This is a genomic window from Pseudomonas sp. PGPR40, assembly GCF_022014505.1.
Classification (GTDB): Bacteria; Pseudomonadota; Gammaproteobacteria; order Pseudomonadales; family Pseudomonadaceae; genus Aquipseudomonas.
This window is the reverse complement of the sequence record NZ_JAKLSP010000029.1, coordinates 39,596-61,185: the sequence shown is the minus strand read 5'-3', so window position 1 is coordinate 61,185 and position 21,590 is coordinate 39,596. Positions and strand designations below refer to the sequence as shown.

The following is a 21,590-nucleotide window of genomic DNA, read 5'->3' as shown; positions in this document are numbered from 1 at the left end:
GACCGTGGCGGCGCTCCCGTACTGGCGGCTCTCCAGTTTCTATCTGTTCTATTTCGCCTTGCTCGGTTCGACAGCGCCGTTTCTGGCGCTGTACTTCGATCATCTGGGCTTTTCCAGTGCGCGCATTGGCGAACTGGTGGCGATCCCGATGCTGATGCGCTGCGTGGCGCCGAACATCTGGGGCTGGCTCGGTGACTATACCGGGCGACGGCTGGCTATCGTGCGATTCGGCGCGGTCTGTACGCTACTGACTTTCTCACTGATTTTCGTCAGCAAAAGCTACGCGTGGCTGGCGATGGTCATGGCCTTGCACGCGTTCTTCTGGCATGCAGTGTTGCCGCAGTTCGAAGTCATCACCCTGGCGCATTTGAACGGCCAAACGTCTCGCTACAGCCAGATTCGCCTGTGGGGTTCCATCGGTTTCATCATCACCGTGGTCGCGCTCGGCAGATTGTTCGAATGGCTCAGCCTCGACATCTATCCGCTGGCGTTGGTGCTGATCATGGCCGGGATCGTTGTCAGCAGTTTATGGGTGCCTAACGCGCAACCGATTCAGAGTGAACGGTTGGCGGGGGAGGGATTCCTTCAGCAATTGCGCAACCCCGGGGTATTGGCGTTCTACGGTTGCGTGGCGCTGATGCAGATGAGTCACGGGCCGTATTACACCTTTCTGACCCTGCACCTTGAGCGACTCGGTTACAGTCGCGGGCTGATCGGCATGCTCTGGGCGGTCGGCGTGGTCGCCGAAGTCCTGGTGTTTCTGGTCATGAGCAAAATCCTTGCGCGTTTCTCGGTGCGCCGGGTGCTGCTGGCGAGTTTCCTGCTGGCGGCTTTGCGTTGGTTGTTGCTCGGTTCGTTTGCCGAATTCCTCTGGGTGCTGCTGTTCGCACAAGTGCTGCACGCCGCCACCTTCGGCAGCTTTCATGCGGCTGCCATCCACTTCGTGCAACGTAGCTTCGGTGCGCGTCAGCAAGGGCAGGGCCAAGCGTTGTATGCCGCGCTGGCCGGCACTGGCGGTGCACTGGGCGCGCTGTATTCCGGCTATAGCTGGAATGCCCTCGGTGCCACATGGACCTTTAGTATTGCCAGTCTCGCAGCCTTCGCCGCTGCCGTTATCATTGCCACGCGTATGCAAGAGGACAGAGGCCATGAGCCTTGCCCGAATCATAAAGCATGAACCGTTAAGGAGTTGCCCTGATGAGCAGCCTGTCCGTTTACCACGTCAGCAGCCCTGACCTGCCGAACAAGGTATTGACCCACCTCGAAGACATCGCCTCGACCCTGGCCGAACAGGGCGTGCGCTTTGACCGTTGGCAAGCCGCGGCGAAAATCCAGCCGGGCGCCAGCCAGGAAGAAGTAATCGCCGCGTATCAGGAGCAAATCGATAAGCTGATGACCGAGCGCGGTTACGTCACTGTGGATGTGATCAGCTTGAACAGCGATCACCCGCAAAAAGCCGAGTGGCGTGCCAAGTTCCTTGATGAGCACTGCCATGGTGAAGACGAAGTACGATTTTTCGTCGCCGGCCGTGGCTTGTTCACCTTGCACATCGGCGATTATGTCTACGCCGTGCTCTGCGAGAAAAACGATCTGATCTCAGTGCCAGCCGGCACAAAGCATTGGTTCGACATGGGTGAAAACCCGCATTTCGTCGCAATCCGCCTGTTCAACAATCCGGAAGGCTGGGCAGCCAATTTCACCGGCGATGACATTGCCAGCCGCTTCCCGCGTCTCGAGGACTGAGTCGATACCGATCAACTGGACGCGGCACGCACGGCCGCCCGTGAGGGCGCGGAACGGGCAGGGCATGTGACCGTCGACAGCTTTGCGCGGATGCCCTGTAACCACACATAACCTGTAGGAGCCGAGCTTGTTCGCGAAGGCGGCGGGTCAGTCAACATTAATGTCGCCTGGTACACCGCCTTCGCGAGCAAGCTCGGCTCCTACAGGGATTGCGTTGTAACGACTTACATCGAGTGATAAGTCGGCAAGGCGAACCGTTGCTGGCTTTGCAGCATGGAGATCTGCGGCAGTTCGCTGGCCTGTTCGGCAACGTCACGGCGAATCGCGCTGATCGCCCACGACAGCTGATCGCCGGCATGCAATTGCTGATAGGAAATCGAACGTTTGAAGACTTTGCCGTCCGTGCTGCGCAGGGTCAGCAGAATGCCGCCGTCAGGCCGTGGCTGGGTGGTCACTTCGAAGTTGGAGAATAGCGACGAAAATTTTTCCTGGATCAGGTTCATGTCTATCAGCTCCGTTGTGTGCTTGAAGGGCAACATGGAGAGGTAGTTGCAGTGATTGTGCCAGCACCTGATTCTTTAAAAATACATATAAATCAATAAGTTATAAATTAAGTACCTTTATGCTTTCGTGCAATCTGCATGAATGGCCATCGTGCATCCTGCATTTTGCGTGGTCGGCATCGATTCGATGGAACCAATCACAACGCCAGGGTTCCGCTTTTCGATCTCCGGTTCGAACGCTCCAGTCGCGGATACAAAACATTGCAAAAACCGCGTGTACAGCTCAAGAACCGCTGACGTATTTTCGGCCTCAATCAACGCCACCCGACAATAAAAAGATCGAACGGGAGCAACCATGAGCCGGACGCTGAACGACACGATTACCTGGGGCATGATGCTCCGCAAACTGCCTTCCATTGCCAAAGCCATTCCCCGCGTGGTGAAGGGCATGAAAGCCGCCAACGTCAAGGACCCAACCCAGCCATGTGGCCTCGGCTGGAGCTTCGAGCAGGCGACATTGCGCAATCCGGATGGCCCAGCCTTGCTGCAAGGCGAGGTAGCACTCACTTATGCACAGGTCAACCAATGGGCCAACCGCATCGCCCATCACCTGATCGCCCAAGGCATCGGCAAGGGCGATGTGGTGGCGATCTTTATCGAGAACCGCGTGGAACTGTTGGTGACGATATTGGCAGTGGCCAAGGTCGGCGCAATCAGCGCCTTGCTCAATACCTCCCAGACCCGCGACACCCTGGCTCACAGTTTGAATCTGGTGGCGGCTGTAGCGATCGTGGTGGGAGAAGAGCTGGTTCCAGCCTTTAATGCGGTCCGCGAGCGGGTGTCTATCGATACGGCGCGCACCTGGTTTGTCGCCGATCAAGACACTTGTCGCCATCCGGGCAATTCGCCCGATGGTTTCATTAACCTGATGACGGTCAGCGCCGAAGCGTGCGGCGATAATCCTGTCAGCAGCCAGCAGGTTTTTCTCGACGATCCTTGTTTCTATATTTACACCTCGGGCACCACCGGGTTGCCCAAGGCCGGGGTGTTCAAGCACGGCCGCTGGATGCGCAGCTCCGCCAGTTTCGGGCGGATTGCCCTGGACATGCAGCCGCAGGACGTCATCTATTGCACCTTGCCGCTGTACCACGCCACCGGCCTCTGCGTGTGCTGGGGCTCGGCAATCAGCGGGGCGTCGGGGTTTGCCATCCGCCGCAAGTTCAGCGCCAGCCAGTTCTGGAGCGACGTGCGCAAGTACCGGGCGACCACCCTCGGTTACGTCGGCGAATTGTGCCGCTACCTGGTGGATCAACCGCGCAGCCCGGACGACAGTCGACACAACGTGACAAAGATGATCGGCAATGGTCTGCGTCCTGGCGCGTGGAGCGAGTTCAAGACGCGTTTTGCCGTTGACCATATCTGCGAGCTGTACGCCGCCAGCGATGGCAATATCGGCTTCACCAACATCCTCAATTTTGACAACACCATCGGTTTTTCCCTGATGTCCTGGGAACTGGTGGCGTACGACCACGACAGCGGCGCCCCCACCCGTGATGCCAAGGGCTTCATGCGCAAAGTGGCCAAAGGCGAGCAGGGTTTGCTGTTGGCGAGGATCGACGACAAGGCGCCGCTGGACGGCTATACCGATCCGCAAAAGACCGCAAAAGTCGTGCTCCACAACGTATTCAAGAAGGGTGACCGTTACTTCAATACCGGCGACTTGCTGCGCAACATCGGTTTTGGCCACGCGCAATTCGTCGATCGCTTGGGCGATACCTACCGCTGGAAGGGCGAAAATGTCTCGACCACCGAGGTCGAGAACATCCTTCTGCAACACCCGCAGATCGCCGAAGCCGTGGCCTATGGCGTGGAAATCCACAACACCAATGGACGTGCCGGGATGGCGGCAATCACGCCGGCTGAATCCCTGGCGACCCTGGATTTCAGCGAATTACTGGCGTTCGCCAGGCAGCAAATGCCTGCCTATGCGGTGCCACTTTTTCTGCGGGTAAAGGTGAAAATGGAGACCACCGGAACCTTCAAATACCAGAAGACCCGACTCAAGGACGAAGCTTTCGACCCGAACAAAACCGGCGATGACCCGATCTACGCCTGGTTACCAGGGACCCAGACTTACGTGCAAGTCACCGAGCAGGTGCTGGCGGATATTCACGGCGGCAAGCACCGCTATTGAATCTGGCTATGGCCCTCCATGAGAAAAAACAAGTGACAGGTGCAGGACTGCTCGGGAAACTATCGGCTTTCCGATTGACCGAATGTGGAGTCCCCAATGTCAGACAAAAGCCGCCAGATGACCCCCGAAGAGGCTTCTGAATTTGCCGAACAGGTGTTCAACAAAGCGCGCGAGGGCGATGCGGCCATGATGGCTGCGTTGCTGACCAAGGGCCTGCCGCCGAACCTGCGCAACCACAAGGGCGATACCTTGTTGATGCTCGCGGCGTATCACGGCCATGTCGAGACGGTAAAAGTCCTGCTTGAGCACAAGGCCGATCCTGAAATCCGCAACGACAACGGCCAGAGCCCGATTGCCGGCGCGGCGTTCAAGGGTGATCTGGCGGTGGTCAAGGCGTTGGTTGAGGGGGGCGCGCAAGTGGAAGGTTCGTCCTTCGACGGTCGCACTGCGCTGATGATGGCGGCGATGTTCAACCGTGTCGAAATCATCGACTACCTGATCAGCAAAGGCGCCGATCCGAAAGCCAAGGATGCCAACGGTGTATCCGCGCTGGACGCGGCCAAAACCATGGGCGCGGCGGACACCACCGCTCAGCTGCAGAAAATCCTGGCCTGATCTCAAATCTGTATGTAATGCGCTATCCTTTGCGCCCTCAAATCTCCCTCGCTACAGGATCCACCTAATGAAAGCCGCACTCGTCGAACTCATCAGCAAAATCAGCTCCGGGTGCATGAGCGAGGACGAAATCCTGAAAGTCGCTGACGAAGCGGCTCAGGCCTACGCCGATCCAGAGGCTTTTCTGGCGGCCAATCCGGACATCAACTACGACGACACCTTCCCGATCCCGTTGGGCGAGTGGGTGGTCGTCGGCAGCTTGCCGGAAACCGTACTGTTCCAGGCCGACACCTACATGGACCTGTTTGCGCAGATCGTCGCTTCGTTCGGTCCTGGTGTCGATTTCAACATCAAACCCAAGCAGCTGGCCAAAACCGAAGCCCTGACGGCGCTTAACCGCATCCAAGTGCAGATGAGCAGCATGAACAAGGACAATGGCGGTTACACACTGATGAACTTCAGCCAGTTGCTCGACGACGAACTGCAAGTAGTGCTGGTGTACGGTAATGACGTGCCACGGGTGCTGGAGTTGTGCGCGGAAGTCGGCATCGCCGCCGCGCCCTCCCTGGAAGCCCTGAAAGTGGCAATCCACGTCTGACGGTAATAAAAATGAATCCTTGCAAGGCCCGACTATCCTAAGAGTGCATACCACTCTTCGGGAGCGTCACCATGGGTTCCACGTTCAACAGCCTGGTTGGCCTGATTGTTCTTGCCCTGGATATCTGGGCCATCATCAATGTGCTTAAAAGTGGCGCCGAGACCGGGATGAAAATCATCTGGGTGCTATTGATCCTCCTGCTGCCGGTCCTGGGTCTGATCATCTGGGCCATCGCCGGGCCGCGAGGCAATGTGCGGATCTGACTGCATCCTACTAAAATGAACGCATAACCCCTGTAGGAGCGAAGCTTGCTCGCGAAAGCGGTGTATCAGTCGACATGTGAATTGACTAATACACCGCTTTCGCGAGCAAGCTTCGCTCCTACACAGGTTTCTGTGTTTTTTCATGCCAGCGCGCGGTAATCCGTTTGAACGATCACTCAGGGCAAAAGTCCAGATACTTGTAAGCCCATCCATGGGTTTTATCGAGGAGGCACCGATGCAAAAGTGGAAAATCACTTTCGTGGATGATCACGGTGAAACAGTGGACGAACTCTTCGAGTCCGAGGAATGCCCGAACAGCGAGCAAGCCGCCAAACTCATTCGCGCCCGGCGCCTGCCGGTCGCTGCCGAACTGGATCTCAATGATCTGGAGGGGCGTACCGATGATCCGACCGTCAAAAGTCTGAAATCCCAGAACAGCATTGAAATCATCAGTATTACTCCAGTCTGATACACCTCTCGTCACATTCACACCCAGGCCTTGGCAGCAGCTCTATCTAGAGGCTACTCTGCAAGCGAGATCAGCGAATGACTCGCTAAGGTCTGGTCTTGTCAGCTACATGCTTGCTTCCCGTCGGCAACCTCTGTTGCCGTATCGCTCTCACCAATCGGTTGAAAGTGCAGGGAATACGGAAAGTCTATCCATCAGTCTGAGGGGGACGTTTCATGAGCACAGCCTATCAAGAAGACATCAGCAGCAGCGTGCTGCGCCGCATGAAAGAAGGCGGTTTCGACTTTTCACGATTCCATCCCATCGAGTTCTACGCCATTTTCCCGGACGAGGAGCGGGCGCGCAGGGCGGCAGGTCATTTCTGTGGTGAATCCTTGAATGCCCAGATCAGCGTGCGCGACGACGGCGCATGGCATCTGGAACTGAGCAAAGTGATGTACGCCACCTACGACGGGATTGGCGACTTTGAGCAGGACTTCGAGGCGGTGGTCGAGCCTTTGGGCGGCATCATCGAAGGATGGGGCGTCAAGCAGGAGGTACGAGGGTTACTCGCATAACCTTATGAACGGCGACAATACTCAATAACGGCTGACCTTTGGGTTGGCCGTTTTCGTTTGTGAAGATGTGAAATTGAATACGGACCGGTAGGAGCTGGCTTGCCAGCGAAAGCGGCGCCGAGAGCAACACATGACTTAGGGACCCTTCGCCAGCAAGCCGGCTCCTACAGGCTATGCTGCTACTAGGCGACAGCATTGCTTCGCCATGAAGCGGGGGCGATCAGGTTGGGGTATTTACCGCACAGGATTGGTGCGGTACGTCCAGCGCCTATATCCAACTGATTGATATCAAAGCGTTTATGCCGATGGCACGGGCCTTGCGAAGGCCTGGATGTCCGGGTGACAAGGAGTACGGCATGATCCGCACCTATTTTGATGAGATGTACGATGCCGGCGGCCAGGTCCGCCCGCATTATCGGGAGTTTGCCCGTTGGCTGGCCGAAACGCCTGACGAGCTTTTGGCACAACGGCGACGCGAGGCCGATCTGTTATTTCATCGTGCCGGGATTACCTTCACGCTCTACGGAGATGAGCAGGGGACAGAGCGCCTGATTCCCTTCGACACCATTCCCCGCAGTATTCCCGCCAGTGAATGGCGGGTCGTCGAGCGCGGCTGTATTCAACGGGTCAAGGCATTGAACATGTTCCTTGCAGACCTCTATCACGAGCAGCGCATCATCAAGGCCGGCATCATCCCGGCCGAGCAAGTGCTGGCCAACGAGCAATACCAGTTGGCGATGCAAGGGCTGGATCTGCACCGCGATATCTATTCGCACATTTCCGGCGTCGACCTGGTGCGTGATGGCGACGGTACGTATTACGTGCTCGAAGACAACCTGCGTACACCCAGCGGCGTGAGCTACATGCTCGAGGATCGCAAAATGATGATGCGCCTGTTCCCCGAGTTGTTCTCGGCTCAGCGCATCGCACCGATCGACCACTATCCGAATCTGTTGCTCGACACCTTGAAAAGCTCCAGTCCGCTCGACAACCCGAGTGTGGTGGTGCTGACGCCGGGGCGCTTCAACAGCGCGTTTTTCGAGCATGCGTTTCTGGCCCGGGAAATGGGCGTTGAACTGGTGGAAGGCGCGGACCTGTTCGTGCGCGATGACAAGGTGTTCATGCGCACCACGGACGGGCCGAAAGCCGTCGACGTGATCTACCGGCGCCTCGACGATGCCTTCCTCGATCCGCTGGCATTCAATCCGGATTCGATGCTCGGCGTACCAGGGCTGCTGTCGTCCTACCGCTCCGGCAACGTGGTGCTGGCGAATGCCATCGGCACCGGGGTCGCGGACGACAAGTCGGTGTACCCCTTCGTCACGGACATGATTCGTTTCTACCTGGATGAAGAGCCGATCCTGAAGAACGTGCCGACATGGCAGTGTCGTAATCCCTCGGAACTGTCCCACGTGCTGGCCAATCTTCCAGAACTGGTGGTCAAGGAAACCCAGGGTTCCGGCGGTTACGGAATGCTGGTGGGGCCGGCGGCGACGGCGGCGGAAATCGAATCGTTCCGCGAGCGGATCAAAGCCAAGCCCCACGCGTACATCGCCCAACCGACGTTGTCTTTGTCAACCTGTCCGACCTTTGTCGAAAACGGCATCGCTCCACGCCATATCGACCTGCGCCCGTTTGTATTGTCTGGCCGCGAAACCCGGGTTGTGCCCGGCGGTTTGACCCGTGTCGCCTTGCGTGAAGGCTCCCTGGTGGTCAATTCCTCCCAGGGCGGCGGAACCAAGGACACTTGGGTGGTCGAGGATTGAAGGAAGCCTGCCATGTTAAGTAGAACTGCCTCGGATCTGTATTGGATGTCGCGTTACCTGGAGCGGGCGGAAAACCTCGCACGGATGCTCGACATCAGTTATTCGCTGTCACTCATGCCCCAGGACGGTCGTGGCGATGGCTTGCACGAACTCGCCATGCCGTTGCTGATCACCGGCACCCTCGACGATTACCTGGAGCGCCACGGCGATCTGCATGCCGAACGGCTGCTGCATTTCTTCGCTTTGGATGCGGCCAATCCGGCGAGCATCTACAGCTGCCTCGGTGCCGCGCGAGTCAGCGCCCATGCGGTGCGTGGGCGAATCACCGCCGATATGTGGGAAAACATCAACGCTACCTGGCTGGAAATTCGCGGGATTGCCGAGCAGGGCTTGAGTCGCTACGGCATGAGCCGTTTCTGTGAGTGGATCAAGGAACGTTCCCACCTGTTCCGCGGCGCGTCCTACGGCACGATCATGCGTAACGACGCGTTCCGCTTCATTCGTCTGGGTACCTTTATCGAAAGGGCTGACAACACTTTGCGCCTGCTCGACGCCCGTTACGAAATGGCCGGCGATCAGGCCGAAGCAGTCAGCGACGGCACGGCCCACGCGTATTACCAGTGGAGCGCCTTGCTGCGAGCCTTATCGTCGTTCGAGGCCTACACCGAGATCTACCGCGACGCCCCTGGCGCCCGGCATGTGGCCGAGTTGTTGCTGCTGCGCGCCGACGTGCCGCGATCCCTGCGGGCCTGCACCGAAGAAATCGACCAGATCCTCGCCCAATTGCCGGGGGCCAACGGCCGTCCCGCGCAACGCCTGGCCGCGGAAATGGACGCACGCCTGCGCTACACCGGTATCAACGAAATTCTCGACGAAGGCCTGCATGCCTGGCTGACCGAGTTCATCCCGCTGGTGCGCCAGTTGGGCAACGCCATACACAGTTCCTACCTGGAGGCTGCATGAGACTTTCCATTAGCCACGAGACCACCTATCACTACGAAGATCAGGTGCGGGCGAGCATCCAGTACCTGCGACTGACCCCCCATGACAGCGAGCGCCAACACGTGCTCAGCTGGCAGCTCGATCTGCCACGCCCGGTGCGTGCGCAGCTCGATCCGTTCGGCAACATTCTGCATGTGCTGACCCTGGACGAACCCCACGAGGCAATCATTATCGGCGCCCGAGGGCAGGTGGACATCGACGAACTGCGCGAAGCCGAGCATGAAAGCCAGTCGGCGCTGCCGTTCCTGCGCTTCACGCGCCTGACCGAAGCCGACGAAGCCCTGCGCGCGTTTGCTCAGAAGTCGTGCAAACAACGCCGGGATCGCACGGCACTGATCGATTTGATGCATGGCCTGAACCAGCACATGACCTACACACCGGGCGCCACCGAAGTGGACACCAGCGCCGCTCAAGCCTTCGCCGGGCGTTCCGGGGTCTGCCAGGACCACACCCATGCGTTCCTCGCCTGCGCCCGCAGCCTGGGCATTCCCTCGCGTTATGTGTCGGGATATTTGTACAGCGAGAACAGCGAACACCTGGCCAGTCATGCCTGGGCTGAAGCCTGGCTGGATGGCGCCTGGTACAGCTTCGACGTAACCAACGAACTGGCCCGCCCGGAGCGTCACCTGAAACTGGCCGTGGGCCTGGATTATCTCGACGCCTGCCCGGTGCGCGGCATGCGCCGTGGCGGCGGGGGCGAGCAGATGCATGCGAAGGTGTTTGTTGCGCCGACGCCAGCGCCGATGATCTCCGTCCAACAGCAGTAACCTACCACCGATCGTTCCCACGCTCTGCGTGGGAATGCCTCCACGGACGCTCCACGGACGCTCCACGGACGCTCCACGGACGCTCCACGGACGCTCCGCGTTCGGCTTTGGATGTGACGCAGAGAGTCACGGGCTGCATTCCTTTGCTGCGCGTGGGAACGATCACTGACTATGGCTTCACTTTGCGTCCCGCCATATGCTTCAAATACCCTACCAACAACTCCAGATCCCCCTCCGGCAACACCGTCGTTGCGAACGCCGGCATCTTCGCCTGCGGCCACTGGCGCAAGCTCTGCGGATCACGAATGTAGCGCTTGAGGAAATCCGCGCCGAAATACTCGGTCGGGTTGAACGGAATATTCAGATCCGGCCCGAACTGCGCATCTCCCGCCCCATTGAGTCGATGGCACGCCAGGCAGTTCTTCTGAAACAGCGCAAAGCCCTTGTTCACCGGATCGTCCGCCTTCAGCGCAGGATCGGGCAGCAGGGCAGGGAAGCGCTCGGCCACCGGGGCCATGCGCTTGATGCTGGCCACTTCGAACGGCCATTGCTCAGGGCTGATGTTGCCTGCCTGCGGATCGGTCCAGACCAGATAAAACGGCCCCGCACTGTGCTTGCCCTCTGACAGCGGCGGCCACGGCTGGGCCGGGTCTTCAATCGCCAGCCAGGCCCGCGCGCCTTGGGTATTGAGCAGCGGCGCGGCAGCCAGTTCGGCGGCAAAACCATCTAGGGCAACGGCTTGCAGATGATCGTCGGGCTTGATGCCCGTCAACAACGCCGCCAACGGCACGGCGCGATAGTTCATGTCCCGTTTATAGGAAACATCGTCAGTGATGGTGATGGTCTGAACCTGAGGATGCTTGAGCAATTGCTCGGTCTGCCAGGTGCGAGGGCTCGCGCCCAGCTCAAGATTCAGCTGTGCGGCAGACAGAGGCGTGCTGAGCAGCAAGGCCCAAAACAGAATGAGTGCTTTCAAGTGATCGCCGTCCATGTCGTGGAAGTGCCGCAAAGGTTGGCACAGCCACGCTGACCCGGGTAGCGAGCAAATCACATTTTTATCAGGCGTAATGAAAACCCTGAAGCTCGATCAGCCAATCACCTTGGTCAGGTTCGGCAAAATCAACAACAGTGTAGTGGCGAATAGAATGAGCCCGGCTTGACGAACTTTCGAATGCTTGAACATGGCTTGACCGCCTTTTTTGTTATTTCCTGATGCCTGCCTGCCTATCTCCATGACGACAGAGCGTTGCACTTCCTTGTAGAACGAGTGCCTCGGCAAAACCCGACGACAACTTCGTACAAGGTTTACCTTAGGGCCCGCGTCACGGTTGGCTTAGATCCATTTCGTATGTGTTATCCGCTTATTGCTTCTAAAAAGGCATGAGGCTTATGGCCAGCTTCTTGGGCGCCCGTTGGCTAGACAGCTTGGTGACGTGAATCGATTTATCTGATAGCAGACTACCGTTCGTCTGAGCGTGACCGTCAACGCCAATGAGCACTGTGGTCATTGAATCCATGGCTGCTCGGCATAAGGTGAGTGCATAAAGATCAGGGTCACACGGACTCCTGCAGGAGAGCTGCCGAAGGCTGCGATCTTTTGATCTTCATCACCATCAGGTTCGAGGACGTCATGACCCAAGCTTTGATATTCGACGCGTTACGCACGCCCCGTGGCAAAGGTAAGGCCAATGGCGCCTTGCACAGCGTCAAGCCAGTGAACCTGGTGGCCGGGCTGCTGACGGCGCTGCAGCAGCGTACGTCCCTGGACACCAGTCAGGTCGATGATGTGGTGCTCGGTTGCGTGACGCCCATCGGCGATCAGGGTTCGGACATCGCCAAGACCGCCACGCAAGTGGCCGATTGGGACGTCAGCGTGGCCGGCATGCAGCTCAATCGCTTTTGCGCGTCGGGGCTGGAAGCGGTGAACCTCGGGGCGATGAAAATACGTTCCGGGTTCGAAGACCTGGTGGTGGTCGGTGGTGTCGAGTCGATGTCCCGCGTGCCCATGGGCAGCGACGGCGGCGCTTGGGCACTGGACCCGGAAACCAATTTTCACAACCACTTCACGCCCCAAGGCGTGGGTGCCGACCTGATTGCCACGATTGAAGGCTTCAGCCGTCAGGACGTCGATGCCTTCGCGTTGCACTCCCAGCAGAAGGCGGCGCGGGCACGGGCGAATGGTTCGTTCAACAAGTCGCTGGTGCCGGTGCAGGACCAGAACGGCATCATCCTGCTCGATCACGATGAGTTCATTCGCGCCGAATCGACGATAGAAGGCCTGGGAAAACTCAAGCCGAGTTTCGAAATGATCGGGCAAATGGGCTTCGACGCCACGGCCTTACGGGTTTACAGCCAAGTCGAGCGGATCAACCACGTGCACACGCCGGGCAACAGTTCCGGGATCGTCGATGGTGCGGCGCTGATGCTGATCGGCTCCGAAGCGAAGGGGCGGGCGCTGGGCTTGCAGCCGCGAGCGCGAATCGTCGCCACGGCGGTCACCAGCACCGACCCGACCATCATGCTCACCGGCCCCGCGCCGGCCACCCGCAAGGCGCTGGCCAAGGCCGGGCTGCGGGTTGAAGACATCGATCTGTTTGAAGTCAACGAAGCGTTCGCCTCGGTCGTGCTCAAGTTCATCAAGGACATGGCCATAGACCCCGATAAGGTCAACGTCAACGGCGGTTCCATCGCCATGGGTCACCCGCTCGGCGCCACTGGCTGCGCGATTCTCGGCACGCTGCTCGATGAACTGGAAGCCCGGCGCCTGCGCTATGGCCTGGCGACATTGTGTGTCGGCGGCGGCATGGGCATTGCCACCATCATCGAACGCCTCTGAGCCTGACTTTAAGAAAATCCGACGCAAGGAAAATTGCCATGACCCAAGCCATCCGTTACGAAAAGGGTCAGGACCAGATCGTCGTCCTGACCATCGACATGCCGGGCCAGAGTGCCAACACCATGAACGCGGTCTACCGCGACGCCATGGCCACCTGCGTCGCCCGACTGGTCGCCGACAAGGACGCCATTGCCGGCGTGATCATCACCTCGGCCAAGAAGACCTTCTTCGCCGGCGGCGACCTCAATGAACTGATCAAGGTCGGCGAACCCGAAGCCAAAGCCTTTTACGACATGGTGCTGACACTCAAGGGCCAACTGCGCACCCTGGAGACTCTCGGCAAACCGGTGGTCGCCGCCATTAATGGCGCGGCACTCGGCGGCGGTTGGGAAATCTGCCTGGCCTGCCATCACCGCCTGGCGCTGGACAATCCGTCGGTGCTGCTTGGCCTGCCGGAAGTCACTCTCGGCCTGTTGCCGGGCGGCGGCGGGGTAGTGCGGATGGTCCGCATGCTGGGCATTGAAAAAGCCCTGCCGTATCTGCTTGAAGGCAAGAAAATCCGTCCGCAACAGGCGTTGCAGGCGCGATTGATCGACGAGTTGGCAGCCGATCGCGATGAGCTGATGGCCAAGGCGCGGGCGTGGATTGTCGCTCATCCGGTCGCTGTGCAGCGCTGGGATGTGAAGGGTTATCAGATCCCTGGCGGCACGCCGTCAGATCCGAAAGTCGCGCAGATGTTGGCGATTACGCCGTCGATTCTGCGCAGCAAAACCCAGGGCTGCCTGCCCGCGCCGGAGAAAATCCTCTGTGCTGCGGTGGAAGGCGCTCAGGTGGATTTCGATACGGCGCACCTGATCGAAACCCGTTACTTCACCGAACTGACCACCGGCCAAGTGGCGAAAAATCTCATTGGCACGTTCTGGTTTCAGCTCAATGAGATCAATGCCGGCGGCTCGCGCCCCCAAGGCATAGCGCCGTATGTGACGAAGAAAGTCGGCGTGCTCGGCGCCGGGATGATGGGCGCGGGCATCGCGTTTGTCAGTGCATCGGCCGGCATCGACGTGGTGCTCAAAGACATCAACCTCGCCGCGGCAGAGAAGGGCAAGGCCCACTCGGCGGCGTTGCTGGACAAGAAGGTTGCACGCGGTCATCTGAGCCAGGAGCAGCGCGAGGCGATTCTGGCGCGGATCCGTACCACCGAAAGCGATGCGGATCTGGCCGGTTGCGATCTGATCATTGAAGCGGTGTTTGAAGATCGCGAACTGAAGGCCAAGGTCTCATCAGCCGCGCAAACAGTCGCCGGCCCGGACGCGGTCATCGCCTCCAACACCTCGACCTTGCCAATCAGCGGCCTGGCCACCGCCGTGCCGGACCAGACAAAATTCATCGGCCTGCATTTCTTCAGTCCCGTGGAGAAAATGCCGCTGGTGGAAATCATCAAAGGTGCCCATACCAGCGATGAAACCCTGGCTCGTGGTTTCGATTTCGTACTGCAAATCAAGAAAACTCCGATTGTGGTCAACGACAGTCGCGGCTTCTTTACCTCGCGGGTGTTCGGCACCTTCACCAACGAAGGCATTGCCATGCTCGGCGAAGGTGTGAGCGCGCCGATGATCGAGACCGAAGCGCGCAAGGCCGGCATGCCCGTCGGGCCTCTGGCGATCTCCGACGAAGTTTCCCTCAGCCTCATGAGCCATATCCGCGAGCAAACCGCCAAAGACTTGCGAGCAGAAGGGAAAACCCTGATGGAGCACCCGGCGTTCGCCGTGATTGACTTGCTGCTCAAGGAATACAAGCGTCCGGGCAAGGCCGCTGGGGGTGGTTTCTACGATTATCCGGCCACAGAGCAGAAGCATTTGTGGTCAGAGCTGAAAAGCCGTTTCGAGAAAGCCGATGGGCAGATTTCGCCGAAGGACATACGTGATCGACTGCTGTTCGTACAAGCCATCGAAACCGTGCGCTGTATGGAGGAGGGCGTGCTGACCTCGACGGCGGATGCCAACGTTGGCTCGATCTTCGGCATCGGCTTCGCGGCCTGGACCGGCGGTGCACTGCAGTTCATCAACCAATACGGCGTGCAAGACTTCGTCGCTCGCGCCCAGTATCTGGCCGAGCAGTACGGCGAGCGCTTCACACCGCCTGCGCTGCTGTTGGAGAAAGCGGCCAAAAACGCGCTGTTCTAAGGGACCGATGACGCGCTCCGGGGCTTGCCTTGCCACCGTGTTTCGAGGCAGGCTCTGGGGTGTGCATTATTCCCTTCATGTGTCAGGTATTTTTTATGTCGTTACGCATCTGCATTCTGGAAACCGACATCCTGCGTCCGGAACTGGTCGATCAATATCAGGGTTACGGGCAGATGTTCCAGCGTCTGTTTTCGCAGCAGCCCATCGCTGCCGAGTTCACCGTGTACAACGTGATGCAGGGCGATTATCCCAGCGATGACCTGACCTTCGATGCATATCTGGTCACCGGCAGCAAGGCCGATTCCTTCGGCACCGACCCGTGGATTCAAACCCTCAAGACGTACCTGCTGAATCGCTACGAGCGCGGCGACAAACTGCTGGGTGTGTGTTTTGGCCATCAATTGCTGGCGCTGTTATTGGGTGGCAAAAGTGAGCGGGCGACCCAGGGTTGGGGCGTCGGCACCCATAGCTACAAACTTGCGGCCAAGGCGCCGTGGATGAGCCCGGTGAGTGAGGAACTGACGCTGCTGATCAGCCACCAGGATCAGGTCACCGCGCTGCCGGAAAATGCTACGGTCATCGCCTCGAGCGATTTCTGCCCGTTCGCCGCGTACCACATCAACGATCAAGTGCTGTGCTTCCAGGGGCATCCGGAGTTCATTCACGATTTTTCACGCGCATTGTTGGATCTTCGTAAGGAAGCGCTGGGCGAGCAGATTTATTCGAAAGGTATGGCGAGTCTTGAACACGAGCATCACGGCACTACCGTCGCAGAGTGGATGATGCGGTTTGTGGCGCACAAGCCTGAGGGGCAGCTGGTTAAGCCTTAAAAGCTTCGCGGGCAAGCCTCGCTCCTACATTGGATTGCGTGATCCTGTAGGCGCGAGGCTTGCCCGCGAATTGTGCAGACGCCTCGTTCCTGACTACAACCACCCCGAACGCTTGAAACTCGCCCACAAACCGACACACCCAACAGCAATAAACCCCAACACCCCGAAATACCCGTAATGCCAACTCAACTCCGGCATGTTCTGAAAGTTCATCCCGTAAATCCCGGCCACTGCCGTCGGGAACGCCAGAATCGCCGCCCACGCCGCAAACTTGCGCTGCACCACGCTCTGCCGTGACGCCTCCAGCAACACCCCGACCTCGATGGTCTGGCTGGCAATGTCCGCCAGGGTCGTCAAGTCTTCCATCTGTCGCCTGACGTGAATCTGCACATCGCGGAAGTACGGGCGCATGTTCTTGTCGATAAATGGAAAGGTCAGGTTCTGCAATTCCTCACTGATCTCCACCATCGGTGCCGCAAAACGGCGCAAGCGCAATACATCACGGCGCAGACTGTGGAGTTTCTGAATGTCGCGCTCGTTCAAGGAGCCGAACATGACGTTGCGTTCCAGCTCATCGATCTCGGCATGGATCGCTTCGCCCATCGGCTGGTAGTTCTCAATTACGAAGTCGAGGATGGCATAGAGTACGAAATCTTCCCCATGTTCCAATAACAGCGGGCGCGCCTCACAACGTTGTCGGACATAGGCGTAGGACGCCGAATGACCATTGCGTGCGGTAATGACGTACCCCTTGCCGGCAAAGATATGAGTCTCGATGAACTGCAGTTTGCCTTCATTGCGGATCGGCGAATACGTGACGATAAACAGTGCATCGCCGAAGGTTTCCAGCTTCGGTCGGCTGTGTTTTTCCAGCGCATCTTCGATGGCCAGTTCATGCAGGTTGAACTGGCGTTGCAGGTTGAACAACTCTTCGGCGTTCGGCTCTTCGAGGCCGATCCACACAAAGTGACCAGGCTTGGCAGCCCATGCGGCCCCTTCATCGAGGGTGATATTGGTGACTTTCTTACCGGCGCTGTAAACCGCAGCAGCAACGACTCTACCCATGATGGTGATTCACTTCTTATTAGCGTAAAGACTGGCGGTGCCAGGCAGGATTGAGCTTAACCTTGTCTACTGCTTGAGAGTCAGCAAAATCTGTAGAGTTCGCAGGCAAAAGAAAACCCGCACAGGGCGGGTTTCATTCAGGCGGCTTGCAGTTGTCGATCCATCGAGTCGATGCACTCGCGCATCTGCTCGCGGCACTGGGCGATCAGCATCGGCAAGTCATCCAGACTCAATCCAGCCGTAGGAATCGCCGGCAGCGAACGGATCAGAATTTTCCCACTGCGCCAGCGGTTCAATCGCATGTGTTTGACGTAACTGCTGACACACACCGGAACAATCGGCACGCCCGCGGCAATCGCCATCTGGAACGCACCTTTCTTGAACGGCAGCAGCTCTTCGCCCAAGTTGCGGGTGCCCTCGGGGAAGACCCAGATCGAGGTGTCTTCATGCTGCAAGGTGCGAGTAGTGGTCAGCATCGACTGGCGTGCCTTGTGCGCATTGCCGCGGTCAATCAGCACATTGCCGGCCAGCCAGAACAACTGCCCGAATAGCGGCACCCACTTCAAGCTCTTTTTGCCAATGCACACGGTTCGACGGGGCACCACGTTGCCGAACACAAACAGATCGTAGTTGGACTGGTGGTTGGCAATGATCACGCAGCTGTCAGGCTTTTCCATCAACGGCCCGACGTCGGCCTTCACCCGCCAACGCAAAATGCACATCGCCGGCCACGCATACAGGCGCGCGCATAAACGGCTGTTGTCCGGATTGAACGGCCGGCACAGACCCAGAATCACCCCAAGCACCCCGGCCAGAATAAAGTGCAAGCCCATCAATAACATACGAAACACAAACAGCATTTAAAGGGTCCACCGGGACAAAAGGTGGCGCAGTGTACGGATGTGCACTATTTTCGGCAATTGCCGCTAGGGAAGTGGAAAATGGCCGATGTTTGAGCGCATGTTTCCGACTTATAGGTCAGATGTGGTCTAGAGCGGTTGTAAGGTTTTAAACCAGACAGGCAAGAAAAAGCCCGACACGACGGTCGGGCTTTTCGGTACAGCGCGTTCAGGTTTAACCCATATGCTCCTGATCCAGGATGATCGCGTTGTCCAGTGTCTCCAGCAGTGCCTTGCGCACTTTCAGTTTGGTGTTCTTGTGGGCGGTCATGTTGAGCTTCTTCAACTGACGAGCCGCCGCCAGCGCCGCGCCTTGCAGCTCTTCGGCCGACACCACCACATCAAGGAAACCGGCGTCCACAGCACTCTGCGGATTGAACATCTCGGCATTGATCACCGCGCGATGAAACGCCGACTTGCGCAGACGGTCACGCGCCAGCTCGATACCGGCGTGGTGCATGGTCATGCCGATCTGCACTTCGTTCAGACCAATGCTGAACGGGCCATCGACACCAATGCGGTAGTCAGCCGACAACAAAATAAACGCACCCTTGGCCACCGCATGTCCAGGACACGCCACGACCACCGGGAACGGGTGCGACAGCAGACGACGAGCCAGCGTCGAACCGGCAGCGACCAGTGCTATGGCTTCGTTAGGGCCGGCCGTCATCACTTTCAAGTCATAACCACCCGAAAAAATACCTGGCTGACTGGTAATGATCACAACCGCCCGATCCGCCACCGCTCGATCCAGAGCCGCGTTAAACGCAACGATCACGTCCGGCGAGATGGCATTGACCTTGCCATTGCTCAAGGTCAGGGTCGCGATACCGTCTTCGAGATGGTAAGAAATCAACTCACTCATGACGCCAATCCTTCTAATAAAGTAGGGCAGACGTTACCCACCGCCGTAGGCCAGGTAAAGCGCCGTGACTGACCACCCGGTCACCCTTTTCCCGCCCGGCAAGCGTTGCCGGCCACGCCAGCCGCGCATTCCCCTCTATATAGAAGAGGGCGCGAAGCCGGAGATTGGCGGGTTTGCCATGGCACGGCACCCGCCGGAACGACTAAATCGCTAACCGCATGAAAATTCTGCAAAAAAAGTTTGCCATCAGAAAAGCTTTCGACTACATTAGCGCGCCTCGACAGACAGAACATGTTTGACGAGATACGGTGAAGTGTCCGAGTGGCTTAAGGAGCACGCCTGGAAAGTGTGTATACAAGAAATTGTATCGAGAGTTCGAATCTCTCCTTCACCGCCACATTTTGAAAACACAAACCCCTGATTTTCCTAGAGAAAGTCGGGGGTTTGTGGTTTCTGGCGTCTGAAAAAGGGCGATATGGGAGCAATATGGGAATACTCAGTCGGCCCGGTGCTGGCCGGCACAATCCCCAAAGTCCTATCGGGCAGTGCCAAGAGCTAGCGTTTCCCCGGCGGTAAAGCGCTATCGTAGCTATGATTGCCCTAGCGATTTGGCTGCACATCAAATGGGACTGCCATGACCGAAGAATCCAAAGCAGTAGAAGAAGTCGCGAAGACCACTGGCCAAGCAATCGAGGCGGCTCGAGAAGCTGGAGGGTTTATCGCGAAGTACATTGCTGGGCCACTTGAGCAAGGGATCGGAATCTTTGAGGATCGGTTGAAGTACATGCGTTGGGAGCGTCAAGTCCGTTACATGCTGAAATCGCAGGAATTTCTTCGTCTTGCGGGTCTATCGGCTCCGACCCGCGCAGTTCCGCTGAAACTGGCGATTCCGCTGATGCAGGGCGCAACGCTGGAAGAGGATGATTTTCTTCAAGATCGGTGGGCCGCTCTCCTGGTAAATGCAGCTAACGCCGATTTTAGGGGTGAGGTTCGGCGTTCACATACAGTGATTTTGGAACAGCTCACCCATCTCGACGCACAAATCCTTGACGCACTATTCGCGTTGCCTTTCGAACAGTGTCAGCACGATGGAATAATTACCGCACAGCTACCCACGTATGCCCGTGTTACAGGAGAGAGGGAACAAGAGTTTCCACTTCCTTCGGAAGAGGTTGTTTTATCTCTCAGTAACCTCACACGATTGGGCTGCATACGTCCAATGATGACGTGGGGTGGTGGGGAAAGTTATGGAAGGGTAAATCCGACCATCGCAGGCAAGGCATTTGTGGAGGCTTGTAGTGCGCCAACCCCCCCACGACGATGACGTCTCGCGAACCGGAGTTAGGCCCAAAAATAGCAATGTCCGCATAGACTCGTGGCTGCGCAGTTATCGGCCGGCAGCAGTTTAAGCCTCGCCCTCCAGCGGAAAAGTTAGAGGTTCAGTGCGTGTTGTAGCATCCCGATGACATCCGGGCCGTCCTCGTTGATCCAAGTCCCGTAATGCTGCCGAATCATGTTCCCATTCGTATGCCCCATCTGCTCAGCGATCCAATCGATTGAAGCCACACCCGTGGTCAGCAATTGGCTAGCGTAGGTATGCCGGCACTGCCCCGGCCCACGATACCGAACCCCGGCCGTGTTCAAGTGAGCTTTGAAAAACCGATCCCGTACAACGAAGTCGCTGACATGCGGCAAGCCGCTTCTGCTGTTCAGGAAGACGAAGTGCAGTTTGTGCTGCCGCACCGTCTTGTTGTCCCGTTCAACGATATCGACCGTCTCCGCTTTCTTGACCTGATTGATCGCGTCAATCTTGCGGAGAGCATCCCATGCCGGCGCCAGTAACCGCACCTTTCGCGTCGAGCGTCGGGTTTTCGTCACCCGGTAAGCCCCGCGCACCTTGGATCGACGAAACGTCACCGTCCCTTGCTGCAGATCGACATCCTCCCAAGCCAGGGCGATGGTTTCTGATACCCGTGGCCCCGCCCAAATCATGAACTGGATCATCAGCAGCTCTTGCGTGCGATGGGGCGGTGTTTCGAGGATATGTTTGATTTCCGCCCTGGTGAACGGGTCCGGTGCTTCAGGATCGGGCAAGCGGACGAACAGCCCTTCAGTCGGATCATGAGCGACTTTCTTGCGGGTGCGGTAAAGCCGGAAGACCTGTCGCACGTTGCTGATGATGTCGCGGATGGTCTTGTTCTTCAGCCGCTTCGACAACGTGTCCTACACCCATTCCTGCAAATCCAGATGATCGATCTGGTCGATCTGAACCTTGACCCATCGCGGCCGGACATGCACCTCGGCCTTGTTGGCATAACCCCGATAGGATGTGGCGGCAACGCTGTTGGTTTTGATCTTTAGCCACAGATCAAGGGGCGTAGCGATACAAGCCGAGTTGATGTCAGTGCGCTAGTAAAGGCAGTATGTGGCGCGAA

General features: G+C 58.0%; 20 protein-coding genes, 1 tRNA gene and 2 pseudogenes. 17 read left to right on the top strand and 6 right to left on the bottom strand.

What is annotated here, in order from left to right; translation table 11 throughout:
* Window positions 1-4 precede the first annotated feature (4 nt).
* The 3 genes and pseudogenes from MEB48_RS22800 to MEB48_RS29475 all read left to right on the top strand — a co-directional run.
* Window positions 5-1,177: an MFS transporter gene (locus MEB48_RS22800; RefSeq protein WP_237886134.1), complete on the top strand. Its 1,173-nt coding sequence runs from the start codon at window positions 5-7 to the stop codon at window positions 1,175-1,177.
* A 20-nt stretch (window positions 1,178-1,197) separates the two neighbouring features.
* Entirely contained in the window at window positions 1,198-1,743 is a 546-nt protein-coding gene (locus tag MEB48_RS22795; protein WP_237886133.1) for a 1,2-dihydroxy-3-keto-5-methylthiopentene dioxygenase, read from the top strand.
* 12 nt (window positions 1,744-1,755) lie between these two features.
* Window positions 1,756-1,854 (top strand): annotated as a pseudogene (locus tag MEB48_RS29475) (acireductone synthase); the annotation flags it as partial.
* A gap of 113 nt (window positions 1,855-1,967) precedes the next feature.
* Here the strand turns inward: MEB48_RS29475 and MEB48_RS22790 are convergent.
* Window positions 1,968-2,246 (bottom strand): DUF3509 domain-containing protein, encoded by a 279-nt coding sequence (locus tag MEB48_RS22790; RefSeq protein ID WP_237886132.1) that lies wholly within the window; start codon window positions 2,244-2,246, stop codon window positions 1,968-1,970.
* A gap of 355 nt (window positions 2,247-2,601) precedes the next feature.
* Between MEB48_RS22790 and MEB48_RS22785 the strand changes: the two genes are divergently transcribed.
* From MEB48_RS22785 to MEB48_RS22745, 9 genes are all read left to right on the top strand, one after another.
* The gene (locus tag MEB48_RS22785) at window positions 2,602-4,440 is read left to right on the top strand and encodes a long-chain-acyl-CoA synthetase (RefSeq protein WP_237886131.1); all 1,839 of its coding nucleotides are present in this window, start codon (window positions 2,602-2,604) and stop codon (window positions 4,438-4,440) included.
* 96 nt (window positions 4,441-4,536) lie between these two features.
* Window positions 4,537-5,055 carry an ankyrin repeat domain-containing protein gene (locus tag MEB48_RS22780; RefSeq protein WP_237886130.1) on the top strand — a complete coding sequence of 173 codons (519 nt, stop codon included), beginning with the start codon at window positions 4,537-4,539 and terminating at the stop codon, window positions 5,053-5,055.
* 67 nt (window positions 5,056-5,122) lie between these two features.
* Window positions 5,123-5,653 (top strand): hypothetical protein, encoded by a 531-nt coding sequence (locus MEB48_RS22775; RefSeq protein ID WP_237886129.1) that lies wholly within the window; start codon window positions 5,123-5,125, stop codon window positions 5,651-5,653.
* 71 nt (window positions 5,654-5,724) lie between these two features.
* Window positions 5,725-5,916, top strand: coding sequence for a PLDc N-terminal domain-containing protein (locus MEB48_RS22770; RefSeq protein WP_063342991.1), 192 nt, complete (start codon window positions 5,725-5,727; stop codon window positions 5,914-5,916).
* A 235-nt stretch (window positions 5,917-6,151) separates the two neighbouring features.
* A complete protein-coding gene (locus MEB48_RS22765) occupies window positions 6,152-6,385 on the top strand; it encodes a hypothetical protein (protein ID WP_237886128.1) in 234 nt (77 codons plus the stop codon).
* Window positions 6,386-6,600: 215 nt separating this feature from the next.
* On the top strand, window positions 6,601-6,942 hold the full coding sequence (locus MEB48_RS22760; protein WP_007902188.1) for a ribonuclease E inhibitor RraB: 342 nt from the start codon (window positions 6,601-6,603) through the stop codon (window positions 6,940-6,942).
* A gap of 356 nt (window positions 6,943-7,298) precedes the next feature.
* On the top strand, window positions 7,299-8,708 hold the full coding sequence (locus MEB48_RS22755; RefSeq protein ID WP_030131628.1) for a circularly permuted type 2 ATP-grasp protein: 1,410 nt from the start codon (window positions 7,299-7,301) through the stop codon (window positions 8,706-8,708).
* A 12-nt stretch (window positions 8,709-8,720) separates the two neighbouring features.
* Window positions 8,721-9,671, top strand: a complete 951-nt coding sequence (locus tag MEB48_RS22750) for an alpha-E domain-containing protein (RefSeq protein ID WP_095051902.1) — start codon at window positions 8,721-8,723, stop codon at window positions 9,669-9,671.
* The gene (locus tag MEB48_RS22745; protein WP_237886127.1) at window positions 9,668-10,477 is read left to right on the top strand and encodes a transglutaminase family protein; all 810 of its coding nucleotides are present in this window, start codon (window positions 9,668-9,670) and stop codon (window positions 10,475-10,477) included. The genes MEB48_RS22750 and MEB48_RS22745 overlap by 4 nt, the downstream gene beginning before the upstream one ends.
* Before the next feature lie 169 nt (window positions 10,478-10,646).
* On the opposite strand, the gene MEB48_RS22740 is transcribed toward MEB48_RS22745, so the two are convergent.
* Window positions 10,647-11,468, bottom strand: a complete 822-nt coding sequence (locus MEB48_RS22740; RefSeq protein ID WP_237886126.1) for a c-type cytochrome — start codon at window positions 11,466-11,468, stop codon at window positions 10,647-10,649.
* A gap of 639 nt (window positions 11,469-12,107) precedes the next feature.
* On the opposite strand from MEB48_RS22740, the gene MEB48_RS22735 reads away from it, so the two are divergent.
* The 3 genes from MEB48_RS22735 to MEB48_RS22725 all read left to right on the top strand — a co-directional run bounded on the left by MEB48_RS22735 (window position 12,108) and on the right by MEB48_RS22725 (window position 16,326).
* Window positions 12,108-13,313: an acetyl-CoA C-acetyltransferase gene (locus MEB48_RS22735; protein ID WP_237886125.1), complete on the top strand. Its 1,206-nt coding sequence runs from the start codon at window positions 12,108-12,110 to the stop codon at window positions 13,311-13,313.
* Between the two features lie 38 nt (window positions 13,314-13,351).
* On the top strand, window positions 13,352-15,496 hold the full coding sequence (locus tag MEB48_RS22730) for a 3-hydroxyacyl-CoA dehydrogenase NAD-binding domain-containing protein (protein ID WP_237886124.1): 2,145 nt from the start codon (window positions 13,352-13,354) through the stop codon (window positions 15,494-15,496).
* A gap of 95 nt (window positions 15,497-15,591) precedes the next feature.
* A complete protein-coding gene (locus MEB48_RS22725; RefSeq protein WP_237886123.1) occupies window positions 15,592-16,326 on the top strand; it encodes an amidotransferase in 735 nt (244 codons plus the stop codon).
* A gap of 93 nt (window positions 16,327-16,419) precedes the next feature.
* Here the strand turns inward: MEB48_RS22725 and MEB48_RS22720 are convergent, their stop codons facing one another.
* The 3 genes from MEB48_RS22720 to MEB48_RS22710 all read right to left on the bottom strand — a co-directional run bounded on the left by MEB48_RS22720 (window position 16,420) and on the right by MEB48_RS22710 (window position 19,155).
* A complete protein-coding gene (locus MEB48_RS22720; RefSeq protein ID WP_237886122.1) occupies window positions 16,420-17,391 on the bottom strand; it encodes a magnesium and cobalt transport protein CorA in 972 nt (323 codons plus the stop codon).
* A 137-nt stretch (window positions 17,392-17,528) separates the two neighbouring features.
* The gene (locus tag MEB48_RS22715; protein ID WP_237886121.1) at window positions 17,529-18,251 is read right to left on the bottom strand and encodes a lysophospholipid acyltransferase family protein; all 723 of its coding nucleotides are present in this window, start codon (window positions 18,249-18,251) and stop codon (window positions 17,529-17,531) included.
* Window positions 18,252-18,465: 214 nt separating this feature from the next.
* A complete protein-coding gene (locus tag MEB48_RS22710) occupies window positions 18,466-19,155 on the bottom strand; it encodes a crotonase/enoyl-CoA hydratase family protein (protein WP_237886120.1) in 690 nt (229 codons plus the stop codon).
* A gap of 307 nt (window positions 19,156-19,462) precedes the next feature.
* Here MEB48_RS22710 and MEB48_RS22705 point away from each other — a divergent pair.
* Both MEB48_RS22705 and MEB48_RS22700 read left to right on the top strand, forming a co-directional pair.
* Window positions 19,463-19,552, top strand: a tRNA-Ser gene (locus MEB48_RS22705).
* A gap of 237 nt (window positions 19,553-19,789) precedes the next feature.
* Window positions 19,790-20,479, top strand: coding sequence for an Abi-alpha family protein (locus MEB48_RS22700; protein ID WP_237886119.1), 690 nt, complete (start codon window positions 19,790-19,792; stop codon window positions 20,477-20,479).
* Window positions 20,480-20,586: 107 nt separating this feature from the next.
* Here the strand turns inward: MEB48_RS22700 and MEB48_RS22695 are convergent.
* A pseudogene (locus MEB48_RS22695) lies at window positions 20,587-21,555 on the bottom strand (tyrosine-type recombinase/integrase).
* Window positions 21,556-21,590 lie beyond the last annotated feature (35 nt).

Bases quoted from the DNA above. Each gene is read 5' to 3' on its own strand.
- MEB48_RS22730 (WP_237886124.1), top strand. From the start codon at position 13,352: ATGACCCAAGCCATCCGTTACGAAAAGGGTCAGGACCAGATCGTCGTC.
- MEB48_RS22750 (WP_095051902.1), top strand. From the start codon at position 8,721: ATGTTAAGTAGAACTGCCTCGGATCTGTATTGGATGTCGCGTTACCTG.
- MEB48_RS22785 (WP_237886131.1), top strand. From the start codon at position 2,602: ATGAGCCGGACGCTGAACGACACGATTACCTGGGGCATGATGCTCCGC.
- MEB48_RS22720 (WP_237886122.1), bottom strand. From the start codon at position 17,391: ATGGGTAGAGTCGTTGCTGCTGCGGTTTACAGCGCCGGTAAGAAAGTC.
- MEB48_RS22780 (WP_237886130.1), top strand. From the start codon at position 4,537: ATGTCAGACAAAAGCCGCCAGATGACCCCCGAAGAGGCTTCTGAATTT.
- MEB48_RS22715 (WP_237886121.1), bottom strand. From the start codon at position 18,251: ATGCTGTTTGTGTTTCGTATGTTATTGATGGGCTTGCACTTTATTCTG.
- MEB48_RS22700 (WP_237886119.1), top strand. From the start codon at position 19,790: ATGACCGAAGAATCCAAAGCAGTAGAAGAAGTCGCGAAGACCACTGGC.
- MEB48_RS22745 (WP_237886127.1), top strand. From the start codon at position 9,668: ATGAGACTTTCCATTAGCCACGAGACCACCTATCACTACGAAGATCAG.
- MEB48_RS22795 (WP_237886133.1), top strand. From the start codon at position 1,198: ATGAGCAGCCTGTCCGTTTACCACGTCAGCAGCCCTGACCTGCCGAAC.
- MEB48_RS22765 (WP_237886128.1), top strand. From the start codon at position 6,152: ATGCAAAAGTGGAAAATCACTTTCGTGGATGATCACGGTGAAACAGTG.
- MEB48_RS22725 (WP_237886123.1), top strand. From the start codon at position 15,592: ATGTCGTTACGCATCTGCATTCTGGAAACCGACATCCTGCGTCCGGAA.
- MEB48_RS22760 (WP_007902188.1), top strand. From the start codon at position 6,601: ATGAGCACAGCCTATCAAGAAGACATCAGCAGCAGCGTGCTGCGCCGC.
- MEB48_RS22775 (WP_237886129.1), top strand. From the start codon at position 5,123: ATGAAAGCCGCACTCGTCGAACTCATCAGCAAAATCAGCTCCGGGTGC.
- MEB48_RS22740 (WP_237886126.1), bottom strand. From the start codon at position 11,468: ATGGACGGCGATCACTTGAAAGCACTCATTCTGTTTTGGGCCTTGCTG.
- MEB48_RS22770 (WP_063342991.1), top strand. From the start codon at position 5,725: ATGGGTTCCACGTTCAACAGCCTGGTTGGCCTGATTGTTCTTGCCCTG.
- MEB48_RS22790 (WP_237886132.1), bottom strand. From the start codon at position 2,246: ATGAACCTGATCCAGGAAAAATTTTCGTCGCTATTCTCCAACTTCGAA.
- MEB48_RS22755 (WP_030131628.1), top strand. From the start codon at position 7,299: ATGATCCGCACCTATTTTGATGAGATGTACGATGCCGGCGGCCAGGTC.
- MEB48_RS22710 (WP_237886120.1), bottom strand. From the start codon at position 19,155: ATGAGTGAGTTGATTTCTTACCATCTCGAAGACGGTATCGCGACCCTG.
- MEB48_RS22735 (WP_237886125.1), top strand. From the start codon at position 12,108: ATGACCCAAGCTTTGATATTCGACGCGTTACGCACGCCCCGTGGCAAA.